At 67.8% G+C, this 13,154-nt stretch carries 14 protein-coding genes; 8 read left to right on the top strand and 6 right to left on the bottom strand.

What is annotated here, in order from left to right; all coding sequences use genetic code 11:
• Positions 1-23 precede the first annotated feature (23 nt).
• Positions 24-230, top strand: a complete 207-nt coding sequence (locus tag SLUN_RS18535; RefSeq protein WP_306610703.1) for a hypothetical protein — start codon at positions 24-26, stop codon at positions 228-230.
• On the opposite strand, the gene SLUN_RS18540 is transcribed toward SLUN_RS18535, so the two are convergent.
• Complete coding sequence (locus tag SLUN_RS18540) at positions 220-1,884, bottom strand: recombinase family protein (protein WP_108149620.1); 1,665 nt, start codon at positions 1,882-1,884, stop codon at positions 220-222. The two genes, SLUN_RS18535 and SLUN_RS18540, sit on opposite strands and share 11 nt — an antisense overlap.
• A gap of 392 nt (positions 1,885-2,276) precedes the next feature.
• Here SLUN_RS18540 and pstS point away from each other — a divergent pair, with 392 nt between their 5' ends.
• The 4 genes from pstS to pstB all read left to right on the top strand — a co-directional run bounded on the left by pstS (position 2,277) and on the right by pstB (position 6,387).
• Positions 2,277-3,413, top strand: a complete 1,137-nt coding sequence (gene pstS / locus SLUN_RS18545) for a phosphate ABC transporter substrate-binding protein PstS (RefSeq protein ID WP_108149622.1) — start codon at positions 2,277-2,279, stop codon at positions 3,411-3,413.
• 100 nt (positions 3,414-3,513) lie between these two features.
• A complete protein-coding gene (gene pstC / locus SLUN_RS18550; protein ID WP_108149624.1) occupies positions 3,514-4,515 on the top strand; it encodes a phosphate ABC transporter permease subunit PstC in 1,002 nt (333 codons plus the stop codon).
• Entirely contained in the window at positions 4,512-5,588 is a 1,077-nt protein-coding gene (gene pstA / locus SLUN_RS18555; protein WP_108149625.1) for a phosphate ABC transporter permease PstA, read from the top strand. Before pstC ends, pstA begins: the two co-directional genes overlap by 4 nt.
• 22 nt (positions 5,589-5,610) lie before the next feature.
• Complete coding sequence (gene pstB / locus SLUN_RS18560; RefSeq protein ID WP_108149627.1) at positions 5,611-6,387, top strand: phosphate ABC transporter ATP-binding protein PstB; 777 nt, start codon at positions 5,611-5,613, stop codon at positions 6,385-6,387.
• 235 nt (positions 6,388-6,622) lie between these two features.
• Here the strand turns inward: pstB and SLUN_RS18565 are convergent, their stop codons facing one another.
• Complete coding sequence (locus SLUN_RS18565; protein WP_108149629.1) at positions 6,623-7,621, bottom strand: inorganic phosphate transporter; 999 nt, start codon at positions 7,619-7,621, stop codon at positions 6,623-6,625.
• A 5-nt stretch (positions 7,622-7,626) separates the two neighbouring features.
• Positions 7,627-8,247, bottom strand: coding sequence for a DUF47 domain-containing protein (locus SLUN_RS18570; RefSeq protein WP_108149631.1), 621 nt, complete (start codon positions 8,245-8,247; stop codon positions 7,627-7,629).
• Between the two features lie 223 nt (positions 8,248-8,470).
• Between SLUN_RS18570 and SLUN_RS18575 the strand changes: the two genes are divergently transcribed.
• Positions 8,471-8,803, top strand: a complete 333-nt coding sequence (locus tag SLUN_RS18575) for a metal-sensitive transcriptional regulator (protein WP_108149633.1) — start codon at positions 8,471-8,473, stop codon at positions 8,801-8,803.
• A gap of 101 nt (positions 8,804-8,904) precedes the next feature.
• On the opposite strand, the gene SLUN_RS18580 is transcribed toward SLUN_RS18575, so the two are convergent.
• On the bottom strand, positions 8,905-9,117 hold the full coding sequence (locus tag SLUN_RS18580) for a hypothetical protein (RefSeq protein ID WP_108149635.1): 213 nt from the start codon (positions 9,115-9,117) through the stop codon (positions 8,905-8,907).
• 248 nt (positions 9,118-9,365) lie between these two features.
• Positions 9,366-10,190, bottom strand: a complete 825-nt coding sequence (locus tag SLUN_RS18585; RefSeq protein ID WP_108149637.1) for an SCO4651 family lipoprotein — start codon at positions 10,188-10,190, stop codon at positions 9,366-9,368.
• A gap of 146 nt (positions 10,191-10,336) precedes the next feature.
• Between SLUN_RS18585 and SLUN_RS40005 the strand changes: the two genes are divergently transcribed.
• Both SLUN_RS40005 and SLUN_RS18590 read left to right on the top strand, forming a co-directional pair.
• On the top strand, positions 10,337-10,504 hold the full coding sequence (locus tag SLUN_RS40005; protein ID WP_170146587.1) for a hypothetical protein: 168 nt from the start codon (positions 10,337-10,339) through the stop codon (positions 10,502-10,504).
• 77 nt (positions 10,505-10,581) lie between these two features.
• Complete coding sequence (locus SLUN_RS18590; protein WP_108149638.1) at positions 10,582-12,168, top strand: FAD-binding oxidoreductase; 1,587 nt, start codon at positions 10,582-10,584, stop codon at positions 12,166-12,168.
• A gap of 39 nt (positions 12,169-12,207) precedes the next feature.
• Here SLUN_RS18590 and SLUN_RS18595 read toward each other — a convergent pair whose 3' ends face one another.
• Positions 12,208-12,972 carry a phosphatase PAP2 family protein gene (locus SLUN_RS18595; RefSeq protein WP_175314310.1) on the bottom strand — a complete coding sequence of 255 codons (765 nt, stop codon included), beginning with the start codon at positions 12,970-12,972 and terminating at the stop codon, positions 12,208-12,210.
• Positions 12,973-13,154 lie beyond the last annotated feature (182 nt).

The raw sequence follows: 13,154 nt of genomic DNA on the forward strand, positions 1-13,154 counted from the left end.
GGCGCGTGCATTCCCACGCGGTCATGGCCCAGCGCCAGTTCGAGCTGGGGCATCTCGAAGAGGCGTGCTCGACATGGGGCGCGTTCCTCGACGACTACGTGATGCTGTCGACTGCTCGCGGTGACGAACACTTCGGGACGATGCGCAACCGCATCGCCCCCTACCGCAAGGTACGTGCTGTCCGGGATCTGGACGCGCGTGCTCGGCAGGTCGCTGCCCTCAAGCGATGACTGCGCGACGACCAGGCAGCCCACTGACGGCCGTCCTCTTCTCACGCCAGGAGACCTTGAGCAAAGCGGGGTCGAACGGCGCCTTGTCGCTGACGCCTTCCGGGATCGGCACGATGACGACGGAGGTGATGACCTGACCGATCACCGCTCGCTTCTCCTCCAGCTCCAGTCGATCCCACTTCTCTCGCTTCCACCCGCGGAGAAGGTTTCGCCTGGCCTCGGCCATCAGGTGGTCCGTCTCTTCCTGCTCCAGCGTCTCGATGTTCCGGTTCAGACGCGTGAGCAAGCCCTGTACGTCGCTCCAGTGGGCTTCCCCAGAAGTGACTGAGTCCTCGACATCCCGTCGCTGCTTGCAGAGATGGGCAAGCTTGGCCTTGCCCCGCCAGGGGATCGTCCTGCTCTTTGTGCCGGCGAAGTGCCTGTCGAGGTAAGCCAGAACCAGGCCCTCCAGATACTCGTCCACCGGTGCCACCCTGCGGCCGATGCCCTTGCAGTTGGCGTCTCCGCATCGGTAGTAGTCGCCGTACTTGGCGTTCCTGCCGGTGGCCTTGTTGCCGGAGAGCTGCGAGCAGCAGACTTCCTCGAAGTCGTTGAGGCGTCCGCAGCGCAGGTAGCCGGAGAACAGGTAGGTCCGCGTTCGCAGTTCCCCTTCGGACCTGGCTCCCTCGGCTTGCTTCATTCCACGGTGCAGACGGTTCGCCTGGACCCCGGTCATGATGCATTTCCACATCTCGTACGTGACGCCGTCGATCTCCTCGTCGGCGTGCTCCCAGTCCCCGATCACGGGTTCGCCGGTCCTGGGGTCCGTCACGATCTTGCCGTTGAGGACTCTCCCGCCCCACCACGCCGGGTTCGTGACGAGGCCCTTCACCGCCTGTTCCGACCAGCTCCCGCCCCTCGCAGTCGTGACCTTCTTCTTGTTCATGTCGGCCGTGATACCGCGCCATGAGCGCCCCGCGTACCGCGCTTTGATCATGTCGATCAGGTGCGGCCACTCCTCAAGATCCTTGTGCTTGTTGCCGACCCTGACGGGGTCCTTGGACGCCCCGAGCCAGCCGAAGCGGCGCGGCGCACCGTAGATCCTGCCCTCCTCGGCTCGATCCGCTGCGTTCCGGGCGGTGCGCGTGCCGACCTTCTTCACCTCGCGCTCGCCAATCCCGTCGTCGTTGACGAGGTCCAGGATCGCCTTGTCCTCGATGAAGACGCCGTCGCCCACCATGACGAGTGCGTCCTGGAGAGCGATGAAGTCACGGGGAAGGCGGTACACGCGCTCCTTCTCGACGGCCACGCAGCCACGGACAGGTATCCCCGTCTCCTCCTCGCGACCGTGAGTGATGTCGGTGCACATCTGCCGGAACGCCGGGCGGATGACCTCGCGCTTCGCAGCCGTGAGGTTGTTGTCCTCGTAGTGCATGACAACCACACACCCGTGGAGCTCTGCGTTCCTGGTGTTGTTCCTGTGCTGGCGTCCGACGCCGATGGCGTCACCGGTCAGCCGGTCGGCAGAGATACGGGCGTAGGAGATCAAGGGGGTACGGCCGTTGAGCCAGCCTTCGACCGTGCCGCCTCTGTCCAGCCACGCCTGGAGAGGCGGGGCGATGCAGGAGCGGGAGAACGCCCTGGACGGTCGCAATGAGTTACGAGTGTCGATCACACTGTGATGATAGGAGCACTGCGCCCAGCCATGTCACGATATTCGTCACATCCGAAGGGCAAGAACCGGCGCAGCGAAGGCACCGCGCGCTCCTTCTGCCCGGCAGCCCACCGCGGGTTACATGGCGGCCGGACGCCTCGAGACATGGATGCTCTGCTCGACGCGCTGCACTCTGCGTGAGCCGAATGGGTGTCCCGACCGGCGGGCACTCAGCCGCCCGACACGGTTCACCTTCCGTTCACCCTCTCCCGTTGGCCGCTTCACCTGATCTGCCTAATTTCGGCCCTACACGGTGACCGGTGCAGTGCCGGTCCCCCCACCCCGACACACGCCGCTTTGAACGTCTTCGACACCAGTCAGCGTCCGGCGGCTCTTGGAAGGAACAACCCGAAGTGAAGCTTCAGCGCAAGATCGGCCTTCGCGCCACCGCGCTCGGTGCCCTCGCCGTTTCCGGCGCCCTGGTTCTCACGGCGTGTGGTTCGGACGACAACGCGGGTGGCAGCACCGGCGGCACCGGCGAGAAGACCAGCGCCGCGTCGAACATCAAGTGTGACGGCGCAAAGGGCAAGCTCCTCGCCTCCGGTTCCAGCGCGCAGAAGAACGCCATGGACGTCTGGGTCAAGAACTACATGGCCGCCTGCACCGGCGTGGAGATCAACTACAAGTCCTCCTCGTCCGGCGAGGGCATCGTCGCCTTCAACCAGGGCACCGTCGGCTTCGCCGGTTCCGACTCGGCGCTCAAGCCCGAAGAGGTCACCGAGTCGAAGACCGTCTGCAAGGGCGGCCAGGGCATAAACCTGCCCATGGTCGGCGGCCCGATCGCCATCGGCTACAACGTCCCGGGCGTGGACAAGCTGAACCTGGACGCCGCGACGATCGCCAAGATCTTCAGCGGCAAGATCAAGACCTGGAACGACCCGGCGATCGCCGCGCTGAACGCGGGCGTCAAGCTCCCGAGCACCGCGATCCAGGCCTTCCACCGCTCCGAGGACTCCGGCACCACGCAGAACCTCGGCAAGTACCTCGGCGCCACCGCCAAGACCGACTGGCCCTACGAGGCCGAGAAGAAGTGGCCGGCCCCCGGTGGCCAGGCCGCCTCCGGCTCCTCCGGTGTCGCCGCGCAGGTCAAGCAGGCCGAGGGCGCGATCGGTTACTTCGAGCTCTCGTACGCGACCTCGCAGTCCATCCCGACCGTCAACATCGCCACGGGTGCCGCCGCCCCGGTCGAGGCCACCAGCGAGAACGCCTCCAAGGCCATCGCCGCCGCCAAGATCAAGGGCACCGGCAACGACCTGGCGCTCGGCCTCGACTACACCACCAAGGCCGACGGCGCCTACCCGATCGTCCTGGTGACCTACGAGGTCGTCTGCGACACCGGCAACAAGGCCGACACCCTGGGCACGGTCAAGTCCTTCCTGACCTACACCGCCAGCGACGAGGGCCAGAAGGTTCTCACCGACGCCGGTTACGCCCCGATCCCGGCCGAGATCAACGCCAAGGTCCGCACGACCGTCGCGGGTCTGAAGTAGCGCAACAGGCCGGCGGGGGCTTCGCGCCCCCGCCGGCCACCCATCCGGTGCACCGCCGCCAGGGGAGTCGACCGCTCCCCCACACAGACCGGAAAGATTGATGGCTTCCACCACACCGATAGACGCACCTCCTCCAACACCGGCTCCGCCGGTCACCAAGAGGAGCGGTACGTCCACCGGCCGCGCAGGCGACAAGGTCTTCCTCGGCCTGTCCCGCGGCTCGGGCATCCTGCTCCTGGTGATCATGGCGTCGATCGCCGTGTTCCTGACCTACCGAGCGACACTTGCCATCTCGAAGGACGAGGGCAACTTCCTCACCACCTTCGACTGGAACCCGGCGGGCAACCCGCCGGTCTTCGGCATTGCCGTCCTCCTCTTCGGCACCGTGGTCAGCTCGATCATCGCGATGGCGATCGCCGTACCGATCGCCGTCGGCATCGCGCTGTTCATCTCGCACTACGCGCCGCGCAGGCTCGCCGCCCCCATCGCCTATGTCGTCGATCTGCTGGCCGCCGTGCCGTCGATCATCTACGGCATCTGGGGCGCCCTCTTCCTTGTCCCGTACATGGAGGGCCTCAACCTCTGGCTCGATGAGTTCTTCGGCTGGACGTACATCTTCGAGAAGACCGAAGTCGGCGTCGCCCGCTCGCTGTTCACCGTGGGCGTGCTGCTGGCGATCATGATCCTGCCGATCGTGACCAGCGTCAGCCGCGAGGTCTTCCTGCAGGTCCCGCGGATGAACGAAGAGGCCGCCCTCGCGATCGGCGCCACCCGCTGGGAGGTCATCCGCCTGTCGGTGCTCCCCTTCGGCCGCTCGGGCGTGATCTCCGCCTCGATGCTGGGCCTGGGCCGCGCGCTCGGCGAGACGATGGCCGTCGCCACGGTCCTCTCCCCGAGCTTCCTGATCTCCGGGCATCTGCTCAACCCGGGCGGCGGAACGTTCGCCCAGAACATCGCCGCGAAGTTCGACGAGGCCAATGAGCTCGGGCGCGACGCCCTGATCGCCTCCGGTCTCGTCCTCTTCATCCTCACCCTGCTGGTCAACGGCGCGGCCCGCCTCATCATCGCGCGCCGCAAGGAGTACTCGGGGGCCAACGCATGAGCCAGACAGCCATACAGGACAGGCCCACCCCGGCTCCTGTTCCCCCGAAGGGCGGCCTCAGCGGCCGTTCGCTCCCCCGCTGGGCCCCGGCAGGATTCGCGGTCGTCTCGATCGCCCTCGGCGTCGGCATCAGCGTGGCGGCCGGCTGGGAGAGCCGCGTTCAGTGGGGCCTGATCTCGGCCCTGCTCTTCCTGGTCATCTCGTACATCGCGACGTCGATCGTCGAGAACAAGCGCCAGGCCAAGGACCGGCTCGCCACCAGCATCGTCTGGGTGTGCTTCATCCTCGCCGTGATCCCGCTGTTCTCGCTGATCTGGGTGACCGTCAGCCGCGGTATCAAGGTGCTCGACACGTACTTCCTCACGCACTCCATGGCCGGCGTCCCCGGCATCGAGCCCGGCGGCGGCGTGTACCACGCCATCATCGGCACGCTGGAGCAGGTCGGCCTCGCCACTCTGATCTCGGTGCCGATCGGTCTGCTGACCGCGATCTACCTGGTGGAGTACGGCAAGGGCGCACTGGCCAGGGCCGTCACCTTCTTCGTCGACGTCATGACGGGTATCCCGTCGATCGTCGCCGGTCTCTTCCTCCTCTCGATCATGCTGATGTTCGACCTGCAGCCGTCCGGCCTGATGGGGGCGCTGGCGCTGGCGATCCTGATGATCCCGGTCGTGGTCCGCTCCACCGAGGAGATGCTCAAGCTCGTCCCGAACGAGCTGCGCGAGGCATCGCTCGCCCTCGGCGTACCGAAGTACCGCACGATCACGAAGGTGGTCATCCCGACCGCGCTCGGTGGCATCACCACCGGTGTGATGCTCGCGATCGCGCGTATCGCCGGTGAGACCGCGCCGATCATCCTGCTCGTTTTCGGCAGCCAGCTGATCAACTCCAACCCCTTCGAAGGCGCCCAGTCCTCGCTCCCCTTCTACATCTGGGACCAGTACAAGATCGGCAGTGAGGCGTCGTACGACCGCGCCTGGGCAGCCGCGCTGGTGCTGATCGCCTTCGTCATGATCCTCAACCTGGTGGCCCGCGGCATCGCCCGCTGGAAGGCCCCGAAGACCGGCCGCTAAGGCCATCTGGAAGTGAATTGATATGGCCAAGCGAATTGACGTCAGCGGGCTCAGCGCCTTCTACGGCTCCCACAAGGCGATCGAGGACATCTCGATGACCGTGGAGCCCCGCTCGGTGACGGCCTTCATCGGCCCGTCCGGCTGCGGCAAGTCCACCTTCCTGCGCACCCTGAACCGTATGCACGAGGTCACCCCCGGTGGCCGCGTCGAGGGCAAGGTGCTGCTGGACGACGAGAACCTGTACGGCTCCAGCGTCGACCCCGTCGCCGTACGCCGTACGGTCGGCATGGTCTTCCAGCGGCCGAACCCCTTCCCGACCATGTCGATCTTCGACAATGTCGCGGCGGGGCTGAGGCTGAACCGTTCGTACAAGAAGAACCAGCTGGCGGACGTCGTCGAGAAGTCCCTCAAGGGCGCGAACCTCTGGAACGAGGTCAAGGACCGGCTGAACAAGCCCGGTTCCGGTCTCTCCGGCGGTCAGCAGCAGCGTCTGTGCATCGCCCGCGCGATCGCGGTCGAGCCGGATGTCCTGCTGATGGACGAGCCGTGCTCGGCGCTGGACCCGATCTCCACCCTCGCGATCGAGGACCTGATCGGTGAGCTGAAGGAGCGCTTCACGATCGTCATCGTGACGCACAACATGCAGCAGGCGGCGCGCGTCTCGGACCGTACGGCGTTCTTCAACCTGTCGGCGGTCGGCCAGCCCGGCAAGCTGATCGAGATCGACGAGACCGAGCGGATCTTCGCGAACCCGTCGGTCCAGGCCACGGAGGACTACATCTCCGGACGCTTTGGATGATCACCCGGTCACGTGGGCACCGTGGGCCGGGGGCGTTGGTGGTTGCTGCCGGTGAGTGGCTTCACCCGGCGAACCGCTGAACTCCCCGAGGCCCCCTAAGACGTCTCGCGGTGCTGCATGGCGGTGCCACCGCAAGACGAAGGGCCCGCCCCCTCTCCCAGGGGGGCGGGCCCATTCACGTATCCAGCGTCGCCGGGCGGCAAATTCAGCCTCGCCGGCGATTGAGGCGCGGGCCCTAACCGAAGATCAGGTACACGATCCCGTAGCTCATCGCGGCGACAGCCGCAGCCGCCGGCATCGTGATGAACCACCCCATGACGATGTTCTTCGCGACACCCCACCGCACCGCGTTCACCCGCTTCGTCGCCCCCACGCCCATGATCGCCGAGGTGATCACATGCGTCGTCGAGATCGGCGCCTGGAACAGGAACGCCGAGCCGAACATGATCGACGCCCCCGTCGTCTCCGCCGCGAACCCCTGCGGCGGATCCAGCTCGATGATCTTGCGGCCGAGCGTCCGCATGATGCGCCAGCCACCCGCGTACGTACCGAGCGAGAGCATCATCGCGCAGGCGATCTTCACCCAGACCGGAATCGCGTCGCCCTGGTCCTCGACATCCGCGATGACCAGCGCCATCACCACGATGCCCATCGTCTTCTGCGCGTCCTGCAGACCGTGACCGAGCGCCATGGCCGCCGCCGAGACCGTCTGCGCTATCCGGAAACCGCGCTTGGTCCTGGCCGGATTGGACTTCCGGAACAACCACATGATCGCGACCATCACCAGATAGCCGCAGAGCAGGCCGACGACCGGCGAGACGAACATCGGGATGACGACCTTCTCGAGCACCCCGCTCCAGATGACCTCAGTCCCGCCGGTCAGCGCCGCGCCCACCATGCCGCCGAACAGCGCGTGGGAAGAGGACGACGGCAGTCCGAAGTACCAGGTGACCAGGTTCCACACGATCGCGCCGAGCAGCGCCGCGAAGAGAATGCCCATGCCCCGCGGGCCCTGGGGCGTCTCGATGAGTCCCTCGCTCACGGTCTTGGCGACGCCCTGGCCGAGGAAGGCGCCGGCGAGGTTCATCACCGCGGCCATCGCCAGCGCCGCGCGCGGCGTCAGCGCACGCGTGGAGACCGAGGTCGCGATCGCGTTCGCGGAGTCGTGAAAGCCGTTGGTGTACGTGAATCCGAGCGCGACACCAATGGTCACGATCAGGGCAAAGGTGTCCACGAAGGTCAGGACTCCTTGACCGCGATGGTCTCCACGGTGTTCGCAACATGCTCGAAGGCGTCGGCCGCCTCTTCCAGCACATCCACGATCTGCTTCAGCTTGAGGACCTCGATGGCCTCGTACTTACCGCTGAAGAGATGTGCGAGAAGCTTGCGATGAATCTGGTCGGCCTGGTTCTCGAGGCGGTTGACCTCGATCCAGTACTCGGTGAGGTTGTCCATGGTCCGCAGATGCGGCATGGCCTCCGCCGTCAGCACGGCCGCCCGCGCCAGGACCTCGATCTGCTGCTCGACCCCCTTGGGCAGCTCCTCGACCTGGTAGAGCACGACCAGGTCGACGGCCTCCTCCATGAAGTCCATGATGTCGTCGAGCGACGAAGCGAGCTTGTAGATGTCCTCGCGGTCGAACGGCGTGATGAAGGAGGAGTTCAGCTGGTGGAAGATCGCATGTGTGGCGTCGTCCCCCGCATGCTCCGCTGCCCGCATCCGCTCCGCGATCTCGGCCCGGGCGGAGGCATCCGCACCGAGCAGTTCCATCAGGAGCTTGGAGCCCGTGACGATGTTGTCCGCGGATGCGGCAAACATGTCATAGAAGCTCGTCTCCCTGGGGGTCAGACGAAATCGCACGTGGGGTCCTCGGGATGCTCTGGATTCGGTCAGGGTGATGCTAGGTGCATCATCCGGCCACGGCTAACCGGCGTTCCTCAGTGTCGCCCATGAGCCACGACGATCCGCACGGGGTCCCGTTCCCGTTCTGGCGGGATTCGGTACCATATACCCATGAGGGGTATGTAGCCCTGTTTCGGACAAGCACAGTCGGACAAGCAAAGCTGGACAACGGGAGGACGCGATGACGACCACCGAGGCGGCCGACCCCCCGGTCCCGGACCACGACCACGGGGTGCACGGCTACCACAAGCAGAAGGACGAGCACCTCAAGCGCCTGCGCCGGATCGAGGGCCAGATCCGCGGCCTGCAGCGGATGGTCGACGAGGACGTCTACTGCATCGACATACTCACTCAGGTCTCCGCGTCCACCAAGGCCCTGCAGTCCTTCGCGCTCCAGCTGCTCGAGGAGCATCTGCGGCACTGCGTCGCGGACGCTGCCGTGAAGGGCGGCGACGAGATCGACGCGAAGGTCGAGGAGGCGACGAAGGCGATCGCGCGCCTTCTGCGCACCTGACGCCCGTGCGCCTGACGCCCGTGCGCCTGACAGCCGTACAGCTGACGGCAGTCAGGCGCCTCCCGTCGGCGGAGGCGCGGCGACGGCATCCCGGCCGCGCCTCACCCGGGGGATGTTTCCCCTCGCTCCTGCCGGGACTCGCGCGAGAGCGCAGCCCGCTCGGCCACTACCTTCAGCACCTCGTCAATACGGTCCGGGCTGAGCCACTCCCCGTCCGCGGCCGATGCCGCGATCATCAACTCGCCACACAGCTCGATCTCGGCGAGGGCAACGTGGTCCTGGACGGTCGCAGTACTGGGCGGAGCCACGCGCATTCACCTCTTCCTGCCGGTGCCGACTTCCTAGCGTAGGGATTGGGCCACGCACCGCGCATGGCACTTCCGGACCATTTACGGCTAACTAAGGGGGTGTCTTACGGATCCTGCCGGGCTCGCGTGCCCTGGCACCGCACCTCGCTACGTTGTCGTCAGTCGCCGACGCTCCGCGTCGACTTCTTCCTCCGCCTTGCGATGCACGGCACCAGACCCCGCTCCCTGATCCGGCCTGATCCATAAGACACCCCCTAAGCCCCGATCTTCCCGGCGTAAATGTCCCGTTCGTCGGGGAGACGCACCACTACCGGTGTCCCGAAGTCGTACAACAGGGTGGTCGAGGTAACGGCGACCGCACCGCTCTCATTGGTGAAACTGAACCGGTGCCGGACCTTGAGCAGCCGTCCGGCGTCGTCGAAGTACGCGTCGAAGGGCACGATGTCCTTGGCGAACCCTTTCGCCGCGGCGGCCAGCGAGGCTCGCGCATGGGGTTCGGCGACCCGCGCCGCCTGTGCGATGTCGGTGGTCCCGCGGTAGTGCCGCACCCTGGTCCCGGCCAGCTCTTCGTCGCCGACGTACGTCACCTCCCGCGCGCCACGCAGAAGTTCGGCGGCGGCGAGCGGATCGGTCGCGCCGCCGGTGACCAGATTGCCGTCCTCGAGCGTGGTCGTATCGACCCTGACCCACTTGTCGGCCGGCACGCCCGCGCCCCGGTTCTTCATGTACAGCGCGCCGGGCGCCAGCAGCTCGGTGATCGGACGGTGCTCGTCCGCGCCCGCGGGGTCCTTGGGCAGCACGACCGTGAGCTGCCCCGTACGCCGCTTGAAGTCGTATCCGCCCTCGCCACGGATGGTCACCCGGGTCCCGCCGGTCGCCATCTCCATGGACGTACGGGCCTTGGAGCTGCCGGCTTCGGCGAGCACGTCCGCGGCCTTGCGTACGTCGTCGATGCCGCCGCCGCGCCGGTCGCCGGCGACAGCGCCACCACCGCCGGAACACCCGCCGGTCGCCACCGCCAGTACGACGGCCGCGACGGCGAACGCCCCGCCTCTGCGTCTGTGCTGCTGCACCACCATCGCCTGCCAACCCCCGAAACGGGACCGCTGCTTGTACGAGACCCCCACCCGTCCCGCATAACGACAGCCCTGGCCGCCCGTCACGCGGGGCCGGTCCCCCAGACGCGGCTCTCCGGGTACGGCCCGCGCCCCAGTACCGTGGAGAGGTGCCACAGCAAGACGCAGCACGCAGCGCCCCGGCCCATCACGACACCACCACCACCGAGCGCGGCTCGTTCGCCGTCGCCCGGTGCACCTGCGGCTGGAGCGGACCTGCCCGTCGCTCCCGCGACCGCGCGCGGTCGGACGCCGAGTCGCACACCTCAGCAAACTGACGCGCGGGTACGCGCCAAACCTTCCCGCCATGGGAACCCTCCACCCCCTGGAGCCGTCTCGTTCCCCAGGAGGCCCCATGGACCGGCGCGCGCTGCTCACCACCGCTGTTGCTCTCACCGCTGTCGCCTGCACAGGCAAGGACAGCGGCGCCGGCGCGGCACCCATCGCCCCACCCACCGTCCCACCCACCCGCACCCCCACGCCGGGCAGACCCCCGGCCTCCACCGCCGTCTCCACGTCGGCCGCGCCCGACTGGAGCGCCCTTGGGCGCGGGCTGGACGGGAAGCTCGTACGCCCCGGTGACGCCGCGTACCCCACCGCCCGGCAGCTCTACAACACCCGCTTCGACTCGCTGAAGCCCGCCGCCGTCGCCTATGTCGCGGGCGAGGACGACGTCAGGGAGTGCCTGGCCTACGCCCGGGCCCACCGCGTCCCCGTCTCGATCCGCAACGGCGGCCACTCCTACGCCGGTTGGTCCTCCGGAAACGGCCGGCTCGTCATCGATGTGTCATCGCTGAACCGCGTCGCCGCGGACGGCTCCATCGGCGCCGGCGCCAAGCTCATCGACGTCTACAACGCCCTCGCCCGCAACGGGCGCACCATCCCCGCCGGCTCGTGCCCGTCCGTCGGCGTCTCCGGTCTCGCTCTCGGCGGCGGGCATGGCGTCACCTCCCGCGCGTACGGTCTGACCTGCGACAGCCTCACCTCGGCCACCATCGTCACGGCGGACGGCAAGCAGCTGACCGCGAGCGCCACCGAGAACAAGGACCTGTTCTGGGCGCTGCGGGGCGCGGGCAGCGGCAACTTCGGTGTCGTGACCCGGCTCCGCTTCCGTACGCATCCCACGCCCTCGACCGTCACCGCCTATCTCACCTGGCCCTGGTCGAAGGCCGCGGCCGTGCTCGGCGCCTGGCAGAAGTGGGGCCCGGACCAGCCGGACGAGATCTGGTCGTCGGCGCATCTGGCCGCCGGGCCGGGCGGCGGTTCGCCGACCCTCTCCATCGCGGCCTTCTCCCTCGGCAGCGAGGGCGATCTCAAGAACGCGCTGGACCGCCTCGCCGACAGCGCGGGCTCGCCCGCCCGCTCGGTCTCGGTGCGACGCCGCGGCTACCGGGACGCGATGCTCGGTTACGCGGGCTGTTCGACGTTCGCGGAAGCCCAGTGCCACCTGCCGGGCACCACTCCGGGCCGTAACACGCAGGGTGCGCTGCAGCGCGAGACCTACGCCGCCGCGTCCGACTTCTTCGACCGCGGCCTCTCCGCGGCCGGGCTCCACGCGCTGATCGCGGCGACCGAGGCCTTCACCCGGATCTCGCCGGGCCAGGGCGGTGGCGGCGGCTCCATCGCGCTCACCGCGCTCGGCGGCGCGATCAACCGGGTGGACCCGTCGGCGACATCGTTCGTGCACCGGCGTTCCCGGATGCTCGCCCAGTACATCGGTGCCTGGCGGCCGGGAACCGCCGGCTCGGCGCAGCAGGCCTGGCTGAAAAGCGCCCATGCGTCGATGCGCCGTTACGCGTCGGGGGCCGCGTACCAGAACTACATCGATCCCACCCTGACCGACTGGCGCCGGGCGTACTACGGAAGCGCCGCGGACCGCCTCACCCGGCTGAAGAAGCAGTACGACCCTGACAGGATCTTCACCTTCCCGCAGGCGCTGTAGCGGGTGCCGGGCCGGGTGGTCGGGCCACTGGCCAGGACGTCAGGCCGCGAGATCGTTCTCGCCGGTCCCGGACCCCTCGGTTCTCGGCTCCGGAATGCCCAGCGTCTCGTGCCGGTCCGCCGGCCCGGCCGCCGCCCGCTTCGACCGTACGAGCCATCCCACCCGGCCCGACCCGGCGATCCCCGACACCAGCGGCGTCAGCAGCGCCAGCGCGAGGGGTGCGAGCAGCAGCGTCACGGCCGTACCGAGCGCGAATCCGCCGACGACGTCGGTGGGGTAGTGCACACCCATGTAGACCCGGCAGAAGCCCTCGGCCAGCGCGAGCCCGATCGCGGCGAGTCCGAACGTGCGGTGCGCGACGAAGAGCCCGGCCCCGATCGCCATGGCCATGGTCGCGTGGTCGCTCACAAACGAGAAGTCGGTCTTCCCTGCCACCAGGACTTCGATGCCCTCGTGATCCCGGAACGGCCGCGGTCTCTCGACGAACCCGCGGATGGGGATGTTGACCAGCAGCGCGATACCGGCGGCCAGCGGCGCCCAGACCAGCCCGGCGACCGCCGCCACCGAGTCCTCCGTGGTGCCGCGCCGGCGCACGCTCCACCAGCACCAGAGCACCATCAGGACCAGCGCGAGCATGATTCCGTACTCGCCGGTGAACTCCATGGTGCGGTCGAGCCACGACGGGGCGTCCTTGGCCAGGCCGTTGATGTCGTAGAGCAGGCTGAGGTCGGGATCGGACCCCGACTTGGTCAGGGGGGACCCCATCGACTCCGTCAGGGGAAACCCCAATGCGAGTCCAGCCATCTGCCGCGGCCCCTTGCCTTGTCGCCTGCCGCGACGCACCTCCGTGTGCGCCGCATCTGCCAACCCCCGTGTTCAGTGCGGTGTCTGCTGCATGGTCAGTGCGGCTGTCCCAGTCCAGGGAACGGCCCGCTTCCCCCGTACGTTCCACTCTCCACCGAACGATCACCATGACGTTATCGAAG

This window comes from Streptomyces lunaelactis, assembly GCF_003054555.1.
GTDB classification, from domain to species: Bacteria; Actinomycetota; Actinomycetes; order Streptomycetales; family Streptomycetaceae; genus Streptomyces; species Streptomyces lunaelactis.